The following is a 21,563-nucleotide window of genomic DNA, read 5'->3' on the forward strand; positions in this document are numbered from 1 at the left end:
GCGGCGGTCAAAATCACCGGTCTTCTATTGAGCCGTATCTGCACGTGCAAGGGAAAACCGGAGGGCTCCGGCCTCAGCCTGCGATGCTGGCCTTGTCGGGCAAGTCCAGCCAGTCGCCGATCTTCAGATTCCACTCGTCGGGCTTGAACATCGTGTAACCACCGCCGGGATTGAGCGAGAGTTCCCCCAGCAAGAGCCGCCCCTGATGGATGTAGAAATCCACCCGCACCATCGCAAAGTCCTGCGCGAGAATCCGCGCGAGGCGCACCATCTCGTCCAGCGCCTCGGGGCGCTCCGGCAAGGCGCCGAACTCTCCGAACGCGGGAAAGGTGAACGGCGCGGGCGTCCAGTCCGGCAGCATGAAGATGCGCCGCAGCCCGTTGAAGCGGCTATCGCAATAATGCACGATCCGGGTCTCACCATTCATCACATAAAGCTTGTAGTCGGGCATGTCGCCCGCTTCATTCTCGAGATATCGCTCGGCGATGATGCGCGGTGGCGAGGCGGCGTAGTACCATTCGCCCTTGTTGTCGGCCATCTCGGTCTTCATCCAGCGATCGAGCTTGCGCCGCGCGGCATCCACGTCAATCGACTCGCCTGGACGCTTGATCACGTTCCAGGAACTGCCATTGGTGACCTTGAGCGCGTAGGCATCCGGCAGGGCGTCGAACGCCACCTTGTCGGCGGCATCCCACACCCCGTGAATATCTACCAGAAGGTGCCCCAGCCCCAGCGCCTCGGCATAGCCGCGCATCCGGTACTTGTCGGTGATCACCGCGTTGATCGGGCGGCGGTCATTGATCTTGAGCCAGCAAAGCTTCTCACTGATCGTGCGCGGGTAGTCCAGGTCCGGCCATTGGCCGAACAACCGCCGATAGGTGACACGGCTCAGCGCCTCGTGAAACGCCATGCCCGGAAAGCGCAGATGCGCCTCGACGTGACGCCCCGTGCGCCACCGCGACAGATGCCGCGCCCGCAATGACTTGAGATAAGAGCCGAACTCCGACCGCATCGGTGGCGGTCCCTAGTCGCTCAGCTTTTCGAGATTGGCATCGGCGCGACGGGTCGCCGCCTCGAACCGGTCCTCGAAACTGGCAAGGTTCTTCTTGGGCTCCTGATAGAACGCGGTGAACTTCATCAGCCACAGCATGAAGCGGTTCAGCATCCGTCCCCGCCACCCCATCGGGCGGTCGAAATCGAACAGCAGGATCACGCGCTCCTCGTCGGTATCGTTCCAGACCTCGTGCTCGTAAGTGTCATCAAGCACGATGACCTTGCCGGTTTCCCAGGCCTGCACCTCGTCATCGACGCGGATGCGGCATTTCTCGCGCTCCTGCGGGATGATCAGCCCCAGATGCGCACGCAGGATGCCCTTGGTCACGCCGGTATGTGCGGGGATGTGATACCCCGGTGCGAGGATCGAGAACCAGGCAGTCTGGACATTGGGCACCCGGCTCAGAAGTTCCGTGGTCACCTGGGCCTGCCGGGTGTTCTTGGGCAGTTGCTCGCCAAAACCGTAGAGCACGAAGGTCTTCCACTGCCGGTCCTGCGCGATCCGGTATTGGTCGGGCGACAGTTCCTCGAAACCGGGAATGTCATCCCGGTTCTTGAGGATCTCGCGCACCTCGTCGCGGATCACCTCCCATTTCTGCTCGAACTCGTCGAGAAACGGAAAATGGCGCGTGTCGAGAAACGGCGTGTCAGGCACGAGGCTCTGCTTGCTCTGAAAGCGCGACGCCCATCTCATTGCCTTCTTGCCGTTGCGCTTGACAAAGCGGCGCACGGGACGGTTCAGGGACTTGGGCTTCTCGGGTCGCGAGGGTTTCACATCTTCCATCTGCAATCATCCTTCAGGCATGAGACACTGCCGCGCCCTTTTGGGACCCTATGACCGGCAAGCGGCGCGACCCTATGCCAGGGCGCGCGGAATCACAACGCATGGCGGCGGATTGGCACAGGATCGTGTTCGCCGCAAGCCTCACGCGACGTGGAAATCCTGCCCGAGATAGACCCGGCGCACGTCTTCGTTGCGCACCACCTCCAGCGGCGTGCCGCTCATCAATATGCCGCCATCATGCAAGATATAGGCGCGGTCCACGATTTCGAGCGTGTCGCGCACGTTGTGATCGGTAATCAGCACGCCGATGCCGCGCGCCTTGAGGTCGGAAACCAGCACGCGGATTTCCGCCACCGTGATCGGATCGACCCCGGCGAAGGGCTCGTCGAGCAGCAGGTATCGGGGATTCGCTGCAAGGCAGCGCGCGATCTCCACCCGTCGCCGCTCGCCGCCCGAGAGCGACAGCGCCGAGGCATCGCGCAGCCGCACGATATCGAAATCCTCCAGCAGTTGCTCCAGCTTCTCGCGGCGCTTGGCGGCGTCGGGCTCCAGCAATTCAAGGATGGTCAGGATATTGTCCTCGACGCTCATCCCGCGAAAGATCGAGATGTCCTGCGGCAGGTAGACGATGCCCAGCTTGGCCCGCCGGTCGATTGACAGATGCGTGGCCTCGACCCCGTCGATGATCACCTGCCCGCCATCGGGCTCCAGCAGCCCGGCGATCATGTAGAAACAGGTGGTCTTGCCACAGCCGTTCGGCCCCATCAATGCGACGATCTCGCCCTGTTCGAGATCGAGGCTCACGTCGCGGATCACCATCCGGCGCTTGTAGCTCTTGCGCAATCCGCGCACTCGCAGCCCTTGCGAGGCATCCGGCGCGGTCGCCGCGTCTGCTGTCATTGACCGGTCTCCGCGTCGGGCTCCGCGCTCTCGGGGGTGGCGTTTTCGTCACGGGTCGAACCGGGGTCGATGAAGGTGCGCACGCGACCGGTCATCACCGCTGTGCCCGCCTCCAGGTCGACGATCATGCGCTCGCCCGAGACCCGGTTGATTCCTTGCGTCACCACCACATCGCCGGTCACGACGATCTCGCTCGTGGCGATGGTATAGACCGCCTTGTCACCCTCGGCGGTCTCGTCGGGGCTTTGCATCAGCACATCGCCCTCGGCAATCACGCGGATGATGCCATTGGCCGCCCCGCCCTCCTCGGTGTTGCCATATTCCACCTGCACGCTCTCCGCCTCGAGGCGCAACTCGCCATGATCGACAGTGACGTTGCCGGAAAAGATCGCGATATCGACATTCTGATCCATCGAGAGCGTGTCCGACACCACTTCGAGCGGCATGTCAGCCGAGACCTTGATGGTTCCGAAGGCGAGCTTCGTGCCGCGCGGCTCTTCGGCCGTCGCGGCGTTCTCCGAGGCCGCATCGGCCTCCTGCGCCGTGGCGCGCGTCACAAGCCCGCCGCCCCCAAGACACAGGCATGCGGCCAGCAAGACCCCCGCCGCGCGCCGCATATCGCCACCAGAAAAAGCCATTGGTCCCCTTCCCCTTTTGGTGGTCTATAGCAGCTTCCTTGCCCCCTGTGAAACAAAGGGCACCGGCAGATCACCAAATGTTGCGCGCCTGACGCAGTGCGGCACAGATCGCCGCGTTGTCAGGTCTTGAAATGCCCGTCTATGCCCTCGTAATCCTCGACCGTGTCAACCTCGTTCCAGCGGCGGCCTTCGATCGAAAAGGTGCCGACCTGTCCGGTTGTGCTCGCGATCGCGTCGATCGCCTTGAGGAACCATTGCGACACGCCGTCCTGCGTGCGCATCATCTGCTCCAGCTTCGCGCGGTAGATCTCCGGCCCCTCGCCGGTAAAACGCAGCATCCCGATCGATTCCGCATCCGCGCGCTCGGGCGGCAGTGACTTGCCGATGGCGCGCAGGCGGGTGCCGTCAAGCTGCACCTTCATGTCGTCGGAATCGTAGGCCTGCTTGCGGTCGATGGTGACCTGCACCGGCATCTCGTGCGGGCTCGACAGGACATCCTCCAGCAACGCCGCCTCAAACAGCGTATCGCCGTTGATCAACAGGAAATCCCCATCCATGTGGTCGCGCACCATCCAGCAGCTTGCCAGATTGTCGGCGATCTGGAAGAACGGGTTGAACATGGTGGTCACTGGCATCGGCCCCGTGCGCCGCGCGACCTCGTCCTCGACCAGCGCGGTCATGAACCCGGTGACCACCACCGCCTCGCTCACCCCCGCCGCCTCGAGCGTGTCGAGCTGACGGCCCAGCACCGTGGTCGCGCCGACGGGCAGCAGGCATTTGGGGCGGGTTTCGGTCAGCGGCAGCAGGCGCGAGCCGCGCCCGGCGCTCAGGATGATGGCTTTCATGCAGGGGTCTCCAATGTCACGGGTAGGGATTGCGAATGCTCGAAATCGACGATTTCGAGGCCATGGGCCCGCGCCGCGCGGCGCAGACCGGAGGACGGATTGACCGCGATGCCGTGGTCCGCCAGCGTCAGCAGGTCGAGATCCGAAAGGTGATCGCTATAGGCGTGGATCGGCCGGGCAAAGGGGCGCGCGGCCTGCAACGCCTCCATGCGCCGCAGCTTTTCCGCGCCATAGCAATTGGCCCCGTCGATCACCGGACCGCGCGCGCCCGGGGGCCATGTCAGCCCGGTCGCGATCACATCGTCAAAACCAAGCGCCCGCGCCAGCGGTTCCGCCACCACATCGACCGCCGCGGTCACCAGCACCAGCCGGTCGCCGCGCGCCTTGTGCGCCGCGATGGCCGCACGCGCGCCGGGGCGCAGACCATCCGCCAGCAGCCCCGCGACAAAGCGGTCCGCCTTGGCCTCAAGCGAGGCGCGGTCATGACCTGCCAGCGTGCGCACCCCCGCCGCCTTGATCGCGTCGCGCGGCACGAGACGCAGCTTGTAGCCGATCATCCGCCCCACGATCCCGGTCATGCGCAGCCAGAACAGCGGGCGCCGCCCGTTCACATGCAGCAGGAACCACGTCCATGTGGGCTGCCGGGTGATGGTCCGGTCGAGATCGAAGATTGCCGTGCCCGCCATGCCGCGTTCAGCCCTCCATCCAGGAGGTGATCGGTGCCGGGCGCAGCCACGCCTGCACCAGCCGCACCCCGTGGAAGATCAGCCACAGCAGCGTCCAGCCGGCCATCGCGACAAAGCCCCAGCCGGGCGCGCCCACGATCACCGCAAGCATGAAGATCAGCATGTTGGGATTGCGCCGCGCGGTGATCTCGCGGGCGATGGAATCGATCCGCTCCCAGACATGGATGTGAAATCCGAATTTGGCGATGAAGACGCCTTCCTGCACGCGGTTGAGCACATAGCCGATCACCAGGATGGCCAGCGACGCATCGAGCATCTGCGCGCTCACGCCTGTGGCCTGCCCGTGCAACCCGTGCCACATCGCCCAATACCAGAACGGCGGGTGGATGAGGTCGATCAGGTGGTCGTAGAGATCGCCCCATTTCGAATAGCTCATCGTGGTGCGCGCCAGCTTGCCGTCGACGGTGTCGAGAAAGGTCATCACCCAGGCCGACACGATGCCGAGCGCCCAGTGCCCCTCCCAGAAGCACCAGAGTGCTGCAAAGACCATCACCAGGCTGAGCGTGGTCACCGTGTTGGGCGAGATATGCAGCCGCGCGGCGGCACGGGTGGCGTGAAAGGCGGGCCAGGGCCAGGCGTATTTGGTGACCAGATCGGTCACGCCCTTGTAGGACCCTTTGAAGAGACGTTTTTCGACCCGCAGCGCCGTCTCGGTCCGCATCGAGAGTGCATAGGGCGCCTCGCGCTTGCGCAGCACCTCGTCGTAATCCCCGGCAAACGCGGCCATGCCTCCGGGGGTGAACCCGGCGGCGCGCAGGGCCGAGGCGTCGGGGCTCTCGCGCCCGATCCGGTCCTCCCAGTCCTGCGGTGCGGCCCCCTCGGGCAGGTGCAGCGCGGCCAGGCGCGGCGCGCCCTGCCCCTCGCCCTCGACGATCAGCGCGGCCCCGGGCGTGGCCAGAAGCGCGCGCTGCAACGCGGGCGAGAGCACCCAGTCGACCCCCACCAGCAGCCGCGCCGAGGCCTCGTTGACCGATGCCGCACCCGCCTTTTGCCAGGCGCGCCGCTGCCATTCCTGCAACTCGAGGCCCCAGAGCCTTGCGTCGCTTTCCCCCACGAGACGCACGCTTGCCGCTTTTGTCATCCGGTCATTCCACTTATCATCGGTCCAAAGGGGCACCCTGCCCCGCAACAGTCGCAGGAGGGGTTAACAATGGAACGCACGGAAATGCCAGAACGAAACGCCACTTTTCTGCGTTTCGGGGGCGAAGAGACGCTGATTGCCGACTATGGATGGTGGAGCATTCAGGCCCGCCCGCAGCAGGCGACGCTCGGCGCGCTGATCCTTCTGGCGCATGGCCCGGCGCAGTCGTTTGCCGAATTGCCCCCCGAGGCGCATGCCGAATTGCATCGGATCACCGGCGATATCGAGGCCAGCGTCGCGCGGTTCGGCAACCGCAAGATCAATTATCTGATGCTGATGATGGTCGATCCGCATGTGCATTTCCATGTCCTTCCACGCTATCCCGAGCCGGTGTCCTTCGACGGCATCGAATTTGCCGATCCGGGCTGGCCCGGCCCGCCCGATCTGGGCCATGCGCCCGATGCCCCGGATGCGGCGGCGCGGGTGCGCGCAGAGCTTGCCGGGGATTGGCCGGGCCGCTCCGCCTAGGCCGCGCGCGCGGCCAGAATGCCACGCACCAGCGCCAGATCGCCGGGCTTGTCCACGTCGATCGCCGCTTCGGCAAAGGGCAGGATCACCGGGCGCACCTCGGCCCCAAGGCGACGCGAGAGCATGGCAAAGACCGGCCCCGGCCCCGAGCGCGCCAGCAGCATGCGCAGCGCCGTCCAGAGGCCGAACCGCCGCGCGATGCGCCACGGGTGCTTGCGGTCCTGCTCCACGCTCTGCCAGAAACGCAGCACCTCAAGCGCGCGCGGGGTGCGCAGATAGAAAAGATTGCAGCCCGACAATTCCGCCCCGCCAAGCCGCAGATAGGTGCGGCGCGTTTCGGGATAGCCCGCCTCGATCACCGCACGTTCGGCCAGACCCACGGTCAGATCGGCACCGCTCGCCTCGGACTCGTCGAGAAACGCATCCACCATCTCGGGCGTCAGCAGCGCATGATCGCAGGTCGTGACCAGGACCGGCGGCGCGATATCATCCTCAAGCGCGCGCAGCAGCGACGCGGCCGGGCCGCGCCCTTTGGCAGCAAGCCCGTGGCAGTCAAGGCCATCCGCCGCCGCCGTCAGCTCTGCGCCCTCCAGCCCCATCACCGTGACCGGCCCCGAAGCGCGGCTGGCCCGCAGCGCCCGCAGAACCCGCGACAGCATCGGCTGACCCTGAATGTCGATCAGCGCCTTGCTCGACACGCCCTCGGCCCCGGTCAGCGCGTCGCCCCCTGCCCGCGTGCCCGCCAGCACAAGCACCTGCACCGTATCGACCCGGCCCGCCGCCTGCGCCTCTGGCTGGATCATAGCGGTTTCTCGTAGACCCGGTAGGTCTTGTAGCGGGTCATGTCGTAGAGCGTGATCAGCTTGAGCAGGTCGCGATTGACCTCCAGCACCCAGGACGCCTCGACCTCGCGCACGCCTTGTTCGTGCTGCGCGCGAAACGCCGCCTCATAGCACCCGGCCATCGCCAGCAGACCGCGCCGCGACTTGTGATGTTTGCGCCGGATCCCCGCCAGCGGCAGCCGCGACCGGCGCGGTCCGCGGATCTTGAGCCGGTAGAGAAGCTGCGCCCAGCCAAACGGCAGCAGCCGCCCGTCCAGACCATCGGCCATCTCGTTGATATCCGGGAGGAACAGCGTGAAGGCGACGGGCTCTCCGTCGATCGAGGCAATCCAGAGCGAGCGCGGATGGATCAACGGCCTGAGTTCACTGGCCATGGCCCCGATCTGCTCGGCATTGAACGGGACAAAGCCCCAGTTCTCGGCCCAGGCATCGTTGAAAAGCTCCATGATCAGCCGGATATCGGCGTTGAAATTCCGCATGTCGAGCGGGCGGATGGTAAGCGTTGGGTCGCTCCGGAACCCCTCGACCAGACGCCGGACACGGGGGGGGATCGTGTAGGTCTCGCCGAACTTGTAATGAAAGGCGTGCATGTCCATCGCCTTGACCAGCCCCGCGCCCTCCAGCGCCGGGGCGTAATCGGGGCGGCCATGCGGCATCAGGATCATCGGCGGCGTCGCGAACCCCTCGACCAGCAGGCCGGTTTCCTCGTTGATCGAGAAACTGAACGGACCCCTGATCCGGGTCATGCCCTGCGCGCGCAGCCAGTTCTCCGCCGCCGCAATCAGCGCCGCGACCACCTCGGGCTCGGGGGCCAGCGTATCGAGAAAGCCGAAATGCCCGGTGCCGTCCTGGTGAATATCAAGATGCGCGTGATTGACGATGGCGGCGATCCGCCCCACCACCTCGGCGCCGCGACGCGCCAGAAACAGCGCATGCTCGATATGCGCCAGCCCCTTGTTCTGCGCGGGATCAAGCTGTGCGGCACGCTCCATACGCAGGGGCGCGCGCCAGCCGGGCTGACCGCGATAGGCGCGATAAGGCAGGTCGAGAAACGCGGCACGATCCGCAGCCGAGGCCACCGGGACCACGCGCAGGGCGGCTGCGCAGGACGCGGCGGCAGGCTGGGAGGGGGCGGTCATTTCTGCAAGCGGATCCGTATCTTCACACCCTGTTCGGGCACCTCGAATGCCGCATCATCGAACACCGGCATGCGAAGCGCCAGCTTTTTGTTGCTCGACAGGGCAAAGGGTTCGGCCGGCATCAGGTTCCATTTCTGGTCGAGATCACGGTCGGCGTCCAGATCCTGATAGGCGGCGATCGCGTATCGGCCCGCATTCGCGACATCGAAGCAGACGGTCTGCGGACCCTGCTCGGCGGGCACGCGAATACGGTGCAGACGCGAGGCCTTCTTGAGGAAATCCGTCTCGCTCGGCCGGTAAAGCTCGACCGTCAGGATGCCCTGCGCGGTGACATTCTCGACCACGACCCGGATTTGTGGCGCGCGCGCCCCGCAGGTCGCGGGTGCCTCATGGGGCCGGATATCGAGCCTGTCCGAGGCCGGTGCCGCACCGGGTGCGGTCAGCATGAACGCGCCCAACAGCAGTGGGACCAGGGAATTGCGGTTGCTAAACATGAACGCTCCGGTCAGATTACGGGATGGTTAGACACCTTATCTGGTGTCACAAACCATTCTCTGCTACAGGGCGGCAAGGTTCGCAGCTATCACAAGTGGTTACAAGCATGTCACGGTCCTCTGATGCGCGGGAATGCGCCTAGCATGCGGTTTCGGCTCGACCGATATATGCTGCGCAACATCCTCGGCGTCCTCGCGGCGCTGATCGCCGTGGCTCTCGGCATGCTGATGCTGGAACGTCTGATCCGTATCGCCGATCTGATCGCGGGCTCCGATAACGCGCTCGAGGCCGGCGCGCGGATGATCGCCAATCTGATGCCGCATTACCTCGGGATGGCCCTGCCCGGGGCCCTGCTCATTGCCACGATCATCGCGACCGAACGGCTCAGCCGCTCCGGCGAGATGGTGGCGCTGCTCTCGACCGGGGTGTCACTGCGCCGGGTCGCGCGCCCGCTGGTTCTGCTGGGGCTGTTCCTGGCGATTGCTTCCATCGTGAATTCCGGCTTTCTGCAACCGCTGGCGCGCTACAATTACCGCGAGGTGGTGCACGAGCTGCGCCAGAGCTCGATCGTCACCGCCTTCAAGGAGCGCAAGTTCATCCAGTTCGATGATCGCGTGGTCTGGACCTCGCATGTGGATTTCTCGGGCCGCGAGCTGGGCGAGACCTTCATCGTCGAGACCGCCGAGGATGGCAGTCGCCGCTTCATCGCGGGGCAGAGCGGGCACCTGAACGAAGAGGATAACCGGACCTGGCAGATCATCATGGCCAACGCCATGCTGGGAAATGTCCCCGCGACGATCACCAATGGTGCTGGCAATCGCCTGAGCACCGAGTCGGTGACCTGGACGCTGCCCACCCCGCTTGACGGCTATCGCGACCGCGGCGACGATCAGCGCGAGCTTACCCTGCCTGAACTGGTGACCGGCAGCTACCCGTCGCAGGGCCAGAATATCGACCGTGCCGCCGCCGAGGCCAATCTGCACGACCGGCTCAGCCGCGCCATTCTGCTGACGGCGCTGCCCTTGATCGGTGTCGTGCTCGGGCTGACGCTTGGCCGCATGGGCCGCTCCGGCGGGCTGGCGATCGGGATCGTCCTGCTGCTGGTGGTGCAAAAGCTGCTGGAATACGGGCTCGAGCTGGCGCAGCGTGGCACCCTGCCGCCCTGGGCGGGCACTTGGCCGATTGTGGCGCTGGTGCTGGCCCTCGCGATCTATACCTTCGGGCGCACCGCGCAAGGCCGCACGCCGCTGCCCCGGCTCATCGCGAGGCTGCGCCGGTCGCGCGCCCCCGCCGACCCCGACAAGAACACGACGGCGGCGCGATGAAACATCTCTATCGCTACCTCGCGGTCATGTTCCTGCAACGCTTCGTGATCATCAGCTTCGGTCTGGTGGCCCTGCTCGGCACGCTTGATGCGCTCAGCAATGCCGATCTCCTGCCCGCTGATGCGACGCTGATCGACCAGTTCCGCTACATGGCCCTCAGGATGCCGATCCTGTTCGACCGCATTCTCGTCTTCGCGGTGCTTCTGGCGCTCCTGCTCACCTATATGAGCCTGATCCGCCGCTCCGAACTGGTGGCCATCGTCGGCGCGGGCGTGTCGGTGCTGGGCCAGATCCGGGCACTGATCCCGGCGGTGCTCATCGCGACGGTCGGCTCGGCGCTGCTCATAGACGTGGTCACGCCGCGCAGCACGCAGGCGCTCGAAAACTGGCTCGGGCCCAAGGCGGTGCATGACGACGGGCAGGCCCCCGAAACGCTCTGGCTTGCCGATAACCGCCTGCTGGTCGAAATCGGCGGGGTCGAGGGGGATATGCTCGAGGATATCACCCTTTTCGAACGCGGCACGGACGGCAAGATCGAGGCGATCTCGCACGCGCCCACGGCGCGCGCGACGACCGGCGGCTGGCAACTTATGGACAGCCGCCAGATCCGCTATGACGGTCAACCGCCGGAGCCACCCACGCTCTGGCAGACCGCGCAATCGCCCCACACGCTACGCCTGCTGATGTCGGAGCCACGCAACCTCGCGATGGCCGACCTGCTGCGGCTGTCACGAATGACCGGCTCGGGCAGTCTGCCCTCGGATGCCTATCTGGTGTGGTTCCTCAACCGACTGTCCCTGCCCATCGTCGCACTCGGCTTTCTGATGATCACCGTGTCGATCATGCAGCATTTCGGCCGCCACGACCGCGCCGAGGTCTCGATGGGGCTCGCGATCGGCGGCGGCTTCGTGTTCATGGTGACGGACGGCGTCTTCAAGACCCTGTCAGAGAACGGCGGGCTCGGTGCCGAGATCGCGGTCAGCATCCCGGCGGGCGCCTTGCTGCTCATCGGCCTGTGGCTATGCTTGCATCGGAGGGGATCGGTATGAGCGCGCGGCTTGGTCTGGTGGTGAACCCGCGCAGCCATGCGGTGGCGCGGCGCGGCTCCATGCTCGAGGCCGCCGGGCTCGACCTGCCGGGCGCGCATTTCCTGCGGCTCGACAGCTTCGACCGGCTCGACCCCTGCATCGCGCAGATGGCAGCCGCAGAGGTGGACACGATCTTTGTCGAGGGCGGCGACGGCACGCTGCTTGCAGTGCTCTCGGCCTGTCTCGCGTCCGGTTCGGGCTTTGCCACGCTGCCAGATATCGCCGTGCTGCCCGGCGGCAGCACCAATCTTGCGGCGCAGCTTTTCGGGTTCCGCGGGGGCACACCCGGCGAGATCACCCGCCGCATCAAGGCGCTTGCCCACGACGTCGATGCCCCGCAGCGCGAATACCACCGCGCTCTGCGGATCGAAAGCGAGGGGCTCGCACGTCCGGCCATCGGCTTTGTCCTCTCGACCGGATCTCTGGCGCGCGCGATGCTCTACACGCAGCGGGAATTTCACGGCAGAGGCCGGCGCGGCGGGCACGCCGTGGCGCTGGCAATCGCGCGTTTCCTGATCACGCCGGGGCGCTATCGCGACACCGATGGCAGCCCAGTCATGCGCCCCTCGCCCCTGACGCTGCGCGGCGACGGCATCGAGATCAGCGGCGACCACGCGCTCACCCTCACCAGTTCCCTGCCCCGGCTCAGCCTTGGGCTCGCGCCCTTCTGGGGCAGCGGCGAGGGCGGCGTCGCGATCACCCATGCCGCATGGCCGATCCGTGGCTTTCGCCGGGCGCTTGCGCGGATCGTGCTTGGCCTGACCGGGTCGGGCATGGCCGCACACGGGTTGACCAGCCATCGTAGCGACTGGCTCGAGCTCGAATATACGGGGCCGGTGGTGGTCGATGGCGAGGCGGTACTGAGCACCGGAGCGGCGAACCTGCGGATTACCACGACACCGCCGCTGGCCTTCCTGAGATGAGCGGGGCCGAGATGACGGGCGCACTGCGCGCGGTGATCGAGGCGGATCAGGGGCCGCTCTCGCCGCCCGCCGAGGCGATGGCCCGTGCAATCCGCGCCCGCCATGGCGCGGCGGTGCGCGCGCTGGTATTCTACGGCTCTGCCCTGCGCGAGGGCGACGACGCGGGTAAGATGCTCGATTTCTACGTGCTCATCTCGCGCTACCGCGATGTCTACGGCCCGGGGCTCAAGAGCCTTGGCGCGTGGCTGCTGCCGCCCAATGTGCATTTCCTCGCGATCACCGATGCGGCGGGCCGGCCGCTGCGCAGCAAATACGCGATCATATCCGAGGCCGCCTTCATCCGCCGGGCCGCAGGCGGCACGCTCGAATCGATGTTCTGGGCGCGGTTCACGCAGCCCGCGCGCATCGTCACCGACGATCCCGCGCTGCGCGCCCGGCTGATCGACACGCTGGCCCGGGCCTGCCGCCATTTCGTCGTCCAGACCCAACCCCTGCTGAGCGGCCCGCAGGCCGACGGCGACCTTTGGGCGCGCGGGCTCGCGGAAAGCTACCGCACCGAGTTGCGGCCCGAAAACCCCGGACCGCGCGCCGCGCAGATCGTCGCGCGCTTTCCGGAGCGCTATGCCCGGCTCTCGGCGCTGCTCTTGCCGCAGGGGCCGGATGGCCGGCCCGACCTTCCCGATGCCGGCCGCTTGGCGCGCGGCCTCTGCCGCGCCAAATGGGCCCTCCGGCGGGTGATCGGCACGCCGCTGGGCGCGCTGCGCGTGCTCAAGGCCGCCACCACATTCGACGCCGGGCTCGACTACATCATCGAAAAGGTGCAGGGCCATTCCGGCGTCAGCGTGACAGTCAGCGAGGCCGAACGGAAACACCCGATCCTCTACGCCCCCCGCATTGCCCTGCGGCTCTACAAGGCGGGCGCCTTCCGCTGACCGGCCCGGCCCGACGACCTCACTCCCCGGCGTCGCGCCGCCGCGCCTTGCGGATGCGGTTCTTCAACAGCCTGCGCCCGACAATCAGCGTCAGCCCGCGCGAGGTGACGGCAAGCCCGATCATTGCAAAGCCGACCGCGTTCAGCCCGATCACCCACAGCCCGCTCAGCATGATCACGGCGTAGACGCAGATCCCCAGCCACTGGATCAGCAGCGCCGTACCGCCCTTGTTGGCCGAGAACATCGCATGATGCAGCGAAAACCCAAGCGCGTTGATCAGCGTGGCGAAGAGGAACAGGCGGAACAGCCAGATATGCTCCATCATCTCCGGCCCGAAGGCCAGTTCGACGATCAACGGCAGCGCGGCAAACAGCACCACGCCAAGCCCCACAACGACCAGCGCCCCCACCTTGAGCTGCTTGACGATCACCGAGCGCAGCCCCGTCCAGTCGCCCCGCCCCGACAGGCGCGAGAAATCCGGCAACAGCAGCGGCCCGAGGAATTTTGTCGGGGCCGAGGCCCCGGTCGAGATCTGCCGCGCCAGTTGCAGGATCGCGGCCTGCGCCGCGCCCAGTTGCGCGCCCACGAACAGCGTCGTCAGATGCGTCACCGCAAGCGGCCCGGTGCTGATCAGATTCGACATCAGCAGGAAATGCCAGATCCCCGGAAACTGCCGCCCGGTCTTGCGCAGCTTCAGCGAGAACACCGGCAGCAGATCGCGGCGCATCAGTTCCCGCGCGCAGATCACCATCGGAATCGAGAAGCTGAGGACAAAGGCCACGAACCACGCCATCGCCAGATGCACCACCCCCCCGCCAAGCACCACCACGAGCAGCACCAGCACCATGCGGATCACCGCGTTGGCCCCGTGCTGAAAGGCCAGCACGCCAACCCGGTCAAACAGGCGCAGCACGCCGTTGGGCGTGGCATTGGTGACAAAGATGATCAGGATCATGAACCACGGCGCAATCTGCGTGATCTGCTCGTTCCAGCCCAGCCACGCCGCCGCATAGGGAATGAGTGCCACCGACACCGCGACCGCCAGCGCCATGGTGATGAAATCGATCATCAGGGTCAGCCCGACGAGGCGGCGCAGTTGGCCCCACTCGCCGTTTTCCTCGGGCATCACCCCGAAGCGCAACACCGCCTGCCAGGATTCGAACTTCACCACCTCGGCAAACAGCCGCATATAGGCCACGAGCAGCATGATCATGCCAAGATCGCCCACCCCGAACGCGCGCAGGATGATCGCGTTGGTGGCGAGGTTCAGCAGGCCGAACCCCACCCGGCTGCCGACGATGAGGCCGGCATTGTGCAGGAAGCGGCGATGGATGTCCTTGTAACTCACGGTCCGATCATACCGAGTCTGTCAACGCCCGCATCAGTCAAGCGGAGACGCGGAGGTTTCCGTGAACACCGCCTGCCTGCGCCCGAAGCGGCCTTTTTCCTCACAGATCAATGTCCAGCGGATACCGGGATAGCGCCGCGACGCAAGCGCCATCTGCGTATGCCACCAATAGGGCGGTTGCTGCGTCGTGTGCGCGTTGCGCCCATCCGGCAGGGTCTTGACCGCCGGGTAGCAGGCGGCGACCACAAAGACGAACCCGGTCGCGTTGGCGAACATCTCGTCGATGACCCAAGGCACGTCGAGCGGCAAAAGATGCTCGACCACATCGGTCGAAATCACCCCGCCATAGGGCCCCTCACCGATATCCGAGAACGGCGCATGGCCGGGATCGTAGCAACGGATGCGCAGGCCCGGCAACGCCTCGGACTGCCGCCATGGGCTGTCGGCGGCCTCGCCCTCGATGGTCTGGTAGTTGATCGCCTTGCCGGAGCCGTAATCGAGGATTTCGGTAGTGCCGGTCTCGCGCGCAAGCTTGGCGACGATCGCGAAATGCTTCTTCACCTGATAGCCCGCAAAGGTTTCGGGCGTGTCGTGCATCTGCTGATATTGCGCGATCAGGTTGGCGAATTCGTTGCTGGGCGCATCCTTGGTGAACAGCAGGAATCCGGCCGCGTCGGCGGCCGTTTCCAGATCGTACCAGACATCGCCCAACGGGTTTTGCTCATAGCGCAGCAGGTCGGGAAACGGTTTCCACGGCTGCGTGTGCAGGGTGGTGTAATGCAGACAATCGGTCTGCTCGATCGGCACCTCGCCATCGCGCGAATTCCAGCTGTTGGGCATCTCGCCGAACATGTCGGCCTCTTCCATGGCGGCCTTGAAATGGTCGTGTTTCTTTCCCGCCTTCACATCGTCCAACGTCCAGAGCGGCCCCATCCGGTCACAATCGATCAGCATGACCGAGTTTTCCTTGAGCGAGATCGCCAGCACGCCCTTGCCGTCCATCTCCATGTCAAAGAGGTTCGCTGGATCCGTCAGATAAATCTGATCGACATCGTTGTAGATCGCGCGCCCGGCATTGCCCGCCCAATGCGGGATCGCGTAGCGGTAATTGGTGAACCCGGTCTTCCAGCCGTCGCGCGGGACGCCGGCGACATTTGACATCAGGTGAATCTCGTAACACCGCGCCGGGTCGCGCACCTGCATGACCGACCACACGAAGACGCGGGTCGCGCGATATTGCCCCGGCTCGGTGCCGAGGAAAATGCGCACCGGCGGCTTTTCCGAAGGCGTCACGCCCGGCGCGGGATCGAGACGGATGACTTCCATCTCCTTCATGTCGCCGGAATCGCGGCCCGGATCCTTGTCGATCCAGTAGGACATGCGCCGGTTGTACCAATGCGTCTTGTACGGATTGTTTTTGATCTTGTACGACTTCTGCATGATGCGTGACCTTCTGTCTGCGATGAACGGGTCGGGCCGTCCGTCCCTTTCCGCGCGCGCGCTCAAAGAGTCAAGCCCGCCCGGGCGAGACAAGCGTAAAGCGGCCTTCTGCGACACTATGCGCCAGATCGGCAAAGGCGTCGCTCAGGGTGACGATCTCGCCCTCGTAGCGCGCCAGATGGGTGCGGATAAAGGCCGCGTCGGTGTCGCGGTCATGGGCCGCGGTATAGGCGTTGACCGTGGCGGGCGCGCCCGGATAGGCCCCGGCGGCATCGGAAAACAGATCCATACCGGCGACGATCAGCCGCGCGGGCTGTAGGGCTATCGCGGCCGCCATCATCACCGCGCCGGTCGTGGGGCGGGGGTGGCCATGCAGCGCGGCGGGGTCGATATCGGCGATCTCCTCGATCACCACATAGCGCAGCGGCCCGTGCCATGGGGTCAGGACACGGGTGCCCAAAAGCGCCTCTTCCTTGCGCCGCGAGGCAACTGCGACCGGGATCCGCCCCGCCGCGCGCATCGACTTCTTCACCCCGGCAAAGAGCAGGTCGGGACAACTCATATAGCCTGCATCCATCCATTGGTGATTGACCCGGAAAAGCGCGTCATGCGCCATCGAGCGCAGGCGCGGATCGGCCGAGGTCGGCCCGTTGCCGAGACACATGATCGTCGCGGGCTGACCGAGATGCGCACTCAGCGCATCACGATCCGCGATACGGGTCACCATCGGCGCGCACATCCCCGCCAGCGGCCCACGCACCAGACGCTGCGCAAGCCGCGCCACCGCCGACAGGGCCGGGCCGTCACCGCGCTCGAACCCCATCGCCGAGATCAGATGCGCAGCGGCAGCCTCGGTGTCGGCGCGCTCCGGCAATCCATCGGCAGAGACCGGCGACAGCGGCGCAAGCGGCCGCTCGGCGTTCCCGTGCTCCAGCGCCTGCGCGCGGTCCACCGTCAGCCCGAAGGCCGGGATGCCGCGCCGCCGCGCGCGCGCCAGCAGCCAGCCGAGACTCGCGGGCAGCGCGGCCCGTGGCGCCTCGATCCGCAGAAGCGCGCGGCTGCGCAGCCGCGCCAGCGACAGGCCCCAGCCCGCGACATGCACGAACGCCACCGGAAACCGCCGCGCCGCCGCTTCGGCCTGATCCCTTCGGGGCACCACAACAACGACCGAGAGCCGCCGGTCGCTCGCACAGATTGCCTCGATCAACGACAGCGCGCCGGGCACGATCTCGTCCACGCCGCAAGGCAGCAGGATCACCAGCGCCTCTTCAGGCGGCCTCGACCCAAGCGCGCGCGGTGCCGTCATGTCCAGTGATCCGCGACGCTACCGGTTTCGAGATACTCGATCACGGCACGCGCACCGCGCTCCGAGGCTGGCGCCTCGGCAAAGGGCGCATCGGGCAGGATCGCGTCATCGTCAAGCGCGGCCTGCTGGGCGGGCCGCCATGTCTCGAAATCGGAAAGGGCCGAGTCGATCGCGGCGTCGAACTCGGCCATATCCTCGACCACCGGCCCGAACGTCCAGGACCGGAAGGCCGGATTGCCGCGCCATTTCGCGTGCATCGGGTTCAGGAAAACGCAGGGGCGCGGCGTGGTGATGAACTCGTAGATCTGACTCGACTGATCCCCGATATAGAGATCGGCCGCGTTCAGATAGGTCATGTCCGCCGAGGCCGGGCTGCCAAGGTCGATACGCAGTCCGGGCCCCTCGCGAAACTGCTTCGGGAACCGTGCGCCACGCGTCCAGCCGCGCTTGAACAGCAGCGCATGCGGCGCGAAAATCACGTTGAGATCGTCACGCGCGATCAGATGTTCGAGCACCTGCGGCCCGAACCGATGCCAGGAGGTGCCGCGCGGATTCTGTGTCGGATTGTAGACGGCCACCGGCTTGTCATCCTTGAAGACGCGCGTGCGTTCCATCGAGACGGCCTCGTATTTCGGATAGCCGATCACCGCGTGGCAGGTCTCGCGCAGCCGCCCCTCGGCGCGCATGGCGCGCGCGATCCTGTGTCCCTGCAAGAGAACCAGATCGAACGTGTCGACCCGGGTGTCGAACATTCCGAACGGATTGTCATAGAGATCGCCCGCGCCATGGCCGGTAAAGATCAGCCGGACCCCGTCCATCCGCGCCGACCGGCGCAGCGCGAGCGAGGTCATCTCGGGCATGAGTAAGGCGTCATACCCGGACAACATGTCGGTGTTGCGCCGCAGGACGGCGACCTTGCGCGCGAAGGTGAATTGCCTGAGCAGCGGATCGAGCGCGCGGAAGAACACCGGCACCTCCAGCCGCCGCGCGGTCACCCGGTGCCCGGGAAAACGCTCTGCGATCTGCATCGCATAGGCGCGCTCGGCCTCGGTCGAACACAGGATATCGACCGTCCAGTCCGGCCGCAGCCGCGACAGGGCAAAGGCGTAGGGGGTCGCATGGGGAACCTGATGCAGTTCAAAATGGTTCAGGATCACGCCAATCCGCATCGACGGGCCTCGTTCTGGGCGACCCAAAGGGGCCAAATTCTGGCCAATCCTCTAGCGGGACCGGTCGCAAGACGCAATGCCCACCGGACTCGCGCTCATCCCCGCCCGTCCGAGGCGATGTCGGCGCACGCGACATTTTGCCGACGGGGCCGCTGACCGGCCCGGGCAGGGATCGCGGTCAGGCAAACGCACGGCTCAGGCGGTGAGCATGCGATAAATCTCGTCCTTCAGCATCGCGCGCTGTTTGCGCATTTCCACCTCGGTCAGTTCCTCCACCGGCGCCACGAGGGTTTCGGCGCGGTGCACCCGACGGTTGATCTCGTGGTACTCGTCCGCCAGTCGGGCAAAATGCGCATCGTCCTGCTTCATCTCGCTGATCTTGTCGGCCAGATCGGGAAACTCTTCGTGCAGCTCATGGGGGGTGTGGGACATCGCGCGTCGCTCCTTCTTTGTTATTCGAGTCGGAGCCTAGACGCCATGGAGGCGGCAAGCCTTGATCCGGATCAAGAAACCCGTCCGAGATGTCATTCCTTGCAGCAAGCGGCGCAGCCCTGCCCCGGCAGCCTAGCGTTTTGCCCGCCGCCAGCCCGCCGCGCGCGCCGCAGACTCGTCGCAGAACCAGCGCTCGCCGGTCTCGGGCCGGATCACGGTCCGTGCATAATCCGCCTGCCCCGGCATGTGGTAGATGCGCCGCCCCTTGGAATTGACGTTGCCCTTGATCGGGCAATCGGCATTCGGCGCGGCATTCTGCTGCGCCCGCTCCTCGCGCACTGCGCGGCGGTGATCCTCGGGGCGGGCCATCAGATGCCCGTGCAACCCGCGCCCCGCCACGACCGCCGATTTTTCATCGAGGTCATAGGCCATCGAATACTTGCGATAGGCCAGCGCCAGTCCGCCGCTCACCAGCATCCGCCCGACATCCTGCCCGGCCACCGTGCAGGTGGCCACGGTGCGGCCATAGCGGTCGGTCTCCACCCTTTTGCAACGCGCCTCGCGGTTGGCGATCCGCGCGCGCAGCTGATCCGCCACCCAGGTGCCGCAATCCCAGGTCGCACCGTCGGGATTGGTGCAGATCTGCCCCAGTTCCGGCGCGTCGACACCGTGCAGGCGCACCCGCGTCGCGCCCACATCGAGCGTGTCGCCGTCCACCACGCGCACGGGCCCGCCAAAGCCCTGCGCCAAGGACGCCACAGGGAACAGACTAAGAACGATGAGTAAAGAAATCCTTAACATGCCCCCTTATGGGCGCAGGTGCTGCCGCCTTTCAATACGAAAGGTGAACAAAAGGTTAACGCGCGCTCAGCGCTGCGCGGTTCGCCAATCGGGATGCAGCCAGGGCTCGGCATTGTCAGGCGGCAGGCGGCGGTCCAGCACGGCATCGGCGATCTTCTCGCCCGCCATGATCGACGGCGCGTTGAGATTGCCGTTGGTGATGCGCGGAAAGAGGCTCGAATCGGCCACGCGCAATCCCTCGACACCGATCACCCGGCCTTTTGGGTCGACCACTGCCATGGGATCATCGGCGCGCCCCATCTTGCAGGTGCCGCAGGGATGATAGGCGCTCTCGGCATGCTCGCGGATGAACGCATCCAACTCATCGTCGCTCTGCACCGCCGCGCCCGGTTGAATCTCATGCTTGGCGTAGGGCGCAAAGGCGTCCTGCTCGAATATCTCGCGCGTGAGCCGGATACAGCGCCGGAAATCCACCCAGTCGCTCTCGGCACTCATGTAGTTGAAGCGGATCACCGGGTCGTCGGCGGGATCATTGCTGCGCAGCGTCACCGCGCCGCGCGACACGCTGCGCATCGGCCCGACATGCGCCTGAAACCCGTGCCCTTCTGCCGCAGCCTTGCCGTCATAACGCACCGCAATGGGCAGGAAATGGAACTGGATATCGGGGTAGTCGACGCCCGCAGCTGAGCGGATGAAGCCGCAGCTTTCGAACTGGTTCGACGCTCCCGGGCCACTCTTGCCCAACAGCCATCGCAAGCCCACCCAGCCCTTGCCGAAGAGGTTCCAGTATTTGTAGAGACTGACCGGCTGGCTTGCGGCCATCTGGATATAAAGCTCCAGATGATCCTGCAGATTCTGTCCCACGCCGGGGCGGTCGGCCAGCACCTCGATGCCGTGCTCCGCCAGATGCGCGGCCGGCCCGATGCCGGACAGCATCAGGAGTTTCGGCGAGTTGATCGACGAGGCCGCAAGGATCACCTCGGCGCGCGCACGCACGATCTCGCGCCGCCCCCCGCGCAGCACCTCGACGCCTGTGGCGCGCCCCTCCTCGATGATCACCCGCTGCACCAGCCCGCGCAGCAGATCGCAATTCCCGCGCTTGAGCGCGGGGCGCAGATAGGCCTTGGCCGCCGACCAGCGCTGGCCCTTGTAGACCGTCATCTCGAAGGGACCGAACCCCTCCTGCTTTTCGCCGTTGTAATCATCCGTGCGGTGATAGCCCGCCTGCACCCCCGCCTCGACAAAGGCGCGCACCAGCGGGTTGTCGCGCTTGCCGCGGCTGACATGGAGCGGGCCTTCAGTGCCGCGCCAGTCGGCATCGCCGCCATGGCCGCTGGCGTCCCAATTCTCCATCCGCTTGAAATAGGGCAGCACGTCGGCATAGCCCCAGCCGTCGCAGCCCTCGTCGCGCCAATGGTCGTAATCGCGCGCATGTCCGCGCACATAGACCATGCCGTTGATCGAAGACGACCCGCCGATCACCTTGCCGCGCGGACAGGCGATTCGCCGCCCGCCCAGATGCGGCTCCGGCTCGGTGCGGTAGCCCCAGTCATAGCGTTTCATATTCATCGGGTAGCTGAGCGCGCCGGGCATCTGGATGAAGGGGCCCGCATCGGTACCGCCATGCTCGATCACCAGCACGGATTTCCCCGCCTCGGCCAGACGGTAGGCCATGGCGCAGCCCGCGCTGCCCGCGCCGACGATGACATAATCGGCCTCCATCAGCGGTGCCCTTCGTGGCCGGGGTG

Annotated in this window: 22 protein-coding genes; 5 read left to right on the plus strand and 17 right to left on the minus strand. The window is 66.0% G+C overall.

What is annotated here, in order from left to right; all coding sequences use genetic code 11:
* Positions 1–73: 73 nt before the first annotated feature.
* From ACSSV4_RS03735 to ACSSV4_RS03765, 7 genes are all read right to left on the minus strand, one after another.
* Positions 74–1,012 (minus strand): ATP-grasp fold amidoligase family protein, encoded by a 939-nt coding sequence (locus ACSSV4_RS03735; protein ID WP_454273547.1) that lies wholly within the window; start codon positions 1,010–1,012, stop codon positions 74–76.
* Positions 1,013–1,024: 12 nt separating this feature from the next.
* Positions 1,025–1,837, minus strand: coding sequence for an aspartyl/asparaginyl beta-hydroxylase domain-containing protein (locus tag ACSSV4_RS03740; RefSeq protein ID WP_454273549.1), 813 nt, complete (start codon positions 1,835–1,837; stop codon positions 1,025–1,027).
* Positions 1,838–1,978: 141 nt separating this feature from the next.
* The gene (gene lptB / locus ACSSV4_RS03745; protein ID WP_454273551.1) at positions 1,979–2,737 is read right to left on the minus strand and encodes an LPS export ABC transporter ATP-binding protein; all 759 of its coding nucleotides are present in this window, start codon (positions 2,735–2,737) and stop codon (positions 1,979–1,981) included.
* Positions 2,734–3,375 (minus strand): LptA/OstA family protein, encoded by a 642-nt coding sequence (locus tag ACSSV4_RS03750; protein ID WP_454273552.1) that lies wholly within the window; start codon positions 3,373–3,375, stop codon positions 2,734–2,736. The genes lptB and ACSSV4_RS03750 overlap by 4 nt, the downstream gene beginning before the upstream one ends.
* A gap of 119 nt (positions 3,376–3,494) precedes the next feature.
* Positions 3,495–4,220 carry a phosphocholine cytidylyltransferase family protein gene (locus ACSSV4_RS03755; RefSeq protein WP_454273554.1) on the minus strand — a complete coding sequence of 242 codons (726 nt, stop codon included), beginning with the start codon at positions 4,218–4,220 and terminating at the stop codon, positions 3,495–3,497.
* On the minus strand, positions 4,217–4,906 hold the full coding sequence (locus ACSSV4_RS03760) for an HAD family hydrolase (protein ID WP_454273556.1): 690 nt from the start codon (positions 4,904–4,906) through the stop codon (positions 4,217–4,219). The genes ACSSV4_RS03755 and ACSSV4_RS03760 overlap by 4 nt, the downstream gene beginning before the upstream one ends.
* 7 nt (positions 4,907–4,913) lie before the next feature.
* The gene (locus ACSSV4_RS03765) at positions 4,914–6,047 is read right to left on the minus strand and encodes a CDP-alcohol phosphatidyltransferase family protein (protein WP_454273557.1); all 1,134 of its coding nucleotides are present in this window, start codon (positions 6,045–6,047) and stop codon (positions 4,914–4,916) included.
* A gap of 69 nt (positions 6,048–6,116) precedes the next feature.
* Between ACSSV4_RS03765 and ACSSV4_RS03770 the strand changes: the two genes are divergently transcribed.
* Positions 6,117–6,575, plus strand: a complete 459-nt coding sequence (locus tag ACSSV4_RS03770) for a hypothetical protein (RefSeq protein WP_454273559.1) — start codon at positions 6,117–6,119, stop codon at positions 6,573–6,575.
* Here ACSSV4_RS03770 and ACSSV4_RS03775 read toward each other — a convergent pair.
* Genes ACSSV4_RS03775 through ACSSV4_RS03785 form a run of 3 tightly spaced genes read right to left on the minus strand, consistent with a single transcriptional unit; the run spans position 6,572 to position 9,050 of the window.
* On the minus strand, positions 6,572–7,378 hold the full coding sequence (locus tag ACSSV4_RS03775; RefSeq protein ID WP_454273560.1) for a nucleotidyltransferase family protein: 807 nt from the start codon (positions 7,376–7,378) through the stop codon (positions 6,572–6,574). The genes ACSSV4_RS03770 and ACSSV4_RS03775 overlap by 4 nt on opposite strands.
* Positions 7,375–8,556 carry a hypothetical protein gene (locus tag ACSSV4_RS03780; RefSeq protein ID WP_454273562.1) on the minus strand — a complete coding sequence of 394 codons (1,182 nt, stop codon included), beginning with the start codon at positions 8,554–8,556 and terminating at the stop codon, positions 7,375–7,377. The genes ACSSV4_RS03775 and ACSSV4_RS03780 overlap by 4 nt, the downstream gene beginning before the upstream one ends.
* On the minus strand, positions 8,553–9,050 hold the full coding sequence (locus tag ACSSV4_RS03785; RefSeq protein WP_454273564.1) for a DUF2141 domain-containing protein: 498 nt from the start codon (positions 9,048–9,050) through the stop codon (positions 8,553–8,555). The genes ACSSV4_RS03780 and ACSSV4_RS03785 overlap by 4 nt, the downstream gene beginning before the upstream one ends.
* Before the next feature lie 144 nt (positions 9,051–9,194).
* Here ACSSV4_RS03785 and ACSSV4_RS03790 point away from each other — a divergent pair, with 144 nt between their 5' ends.
* The 4 genes from ACSSV4_RS03790 to ACSSV4_RS03805 are packed head-to-tail and all read left to right on the plus strand — an operon-like array spanning position 9,195 to position 13,319.
* Complete coding sequence (locus ACSSV4_RS03790; RefSeq protein ID WP_454273566.1) at positions 9,195–10,376, plus strand: LptF/LptG family permease; 1,182 nt, start codon at positions 9,195–9,197, stop codon at positions 10,374–10,376.
* A complete protein-coding gene (locus tag ACSSV4_RS03795) occupies positions 10,373–11,425 on the plus strand; it encodes an LptF/LptG family permease (RefSeq protein ID WP_454273568.1) in 1,053 nt (350 codons plus the stop codon). Before ACSSV4_RS03790 ends, ACSSV4_RS03795 begins: the two co-directional genes overlap by 4 nt.
* Positions 11,422–12,387 carry a diacylglycerol/lipid kinase family protein gene (locus tag ACSSV4_RS03800; protein WP_454273570.1) on the plus strand — a complete coding sequence of 322 codons (966 nt, stop codon included), beginning with the start codon at positions 11,422–11,424 and terminating at the stop codon, positions 12,385–12,387. Before ACSSV4_RS03795 ends, ACSSV4_RS03800 begins: the two co-directional genes overlap by 4 nt.
* Positions 12,384–13,319 (plus strand): hypothetical protein, encoded by a 936-nt coding sequence (locus ACSSV4_RS03805; protein ID WP_454273571.1) that lies wholly within the window; start codon positions 12,384–12,386, stop codon positions 13,317–13,319. The genes ACSSV4_RS03800 and ACSSV4_RS03805 overlap by 4 nt, the downstream gene beginning before the upstream one ends.
* 19 nt (positions 13,320–13,338) lie before the next feature.
* Here the strand turns inward: ACSSV4_RS03805 and ACSSV4_RS03810 are convergent, their stop codons facing one another.
* The 7 genes from ACSSV4_RS03810 to betA form a co-directional block, all read right to left on the minus strand.
* Entirely contained in the window at positions 13,339–14,667 is a 1,329-nt protein-coding gene (locus tag ACSSV4_RS03810; RefSeq protein WP_454273572.1) for a lipopolysaccharide biosynthesis protein, read from the minus strand.
* A 33-nt stretch (positions 14,668–14,700) separates the two neighbouring features.
* Positions 14,701–16,107 carry a hypothetical protein gene (locus ACSSV4_RS03815; RefSeq protein ID WP_454273573.1) on the minus strand — a complete coding sequence of 469 codons (1,407 nt, stop codon included), beginning with the start codon at positions 16,105–16,107 and terminating at the stop codon, positions 14,701–14,703.
* A gap of 70 nt (positions 16,108–16,177) precedes the next feature.
* The gene (locus ACSSV4_RS03820; protein ID WP_454273574.1) at positions 16,178–17,413 is read right to left on the minus strand and encodes a hypothetical protein; all 1,236 of its coding nucleotides are present in this window, start codon (positions 17,411–17,413) and stop codon (positions 16,178–16,180) included.
* Positions 17,410–18,582 carry a hypothetical protein gene (locus ACSSV4_RS03825; RefSeq protein ID WP_454273576.1) on the minus strand — a complete coding sequence of 391 codons (1,173 nt, stop codon included), beginning with the start codon at positions 18,580–18,582 and terminating at the stop codon, positions 17,410–17,412. The genes ACSSV4_RS03820 and ACSSV4_RS03825 overlap by 4 nt, the downstream gene beginning before the upstream one ends.
* A 195-nt stretch (positions 18,583–18,777) precedes the next feature.
* The gene (locus tag ACSSV4_RS03830; RefSeq protein ID WP_454273578.1) at positions 18,778–19,014 is read right to left on the minus strand and encodes a YdcH family protein; all 237 of its coding nucleotides are present in this window, start codon (positions 19,012–19,014) and stop codon (positions 18,778–18,780) included.
* A 132-nt stretch (positions 19,015–19,146) separates the two neighbouring features.
* A complete protein-coding gene (locus ACSSV4_RS03835; RefSeq protein ID WP_454273580.1) occupies positions 19,147–19,815 on the minus strand; it encodes a thermonuclease family protein in 669 nt (222 codons plus the stop codon).
* Positions 19,816–19,881: 66 nt separating this feature from the next.
* Positions 19,882–21,537, minus strand: coding sequence for a choline dehydrogenase (gene betA / locus ACSSV4_RS03840; protein WP_454273581.1), 1,656 nt, complete (start codon positions 21,535–21,537; stop codon positions 19,882–19,884).
* Between the last annotated feature and the right edge of the window lie 26 nt (positions 21,538–21,563).

Source organism: Roseovarius sp. MBR-154, assembly GCF_053628595.1.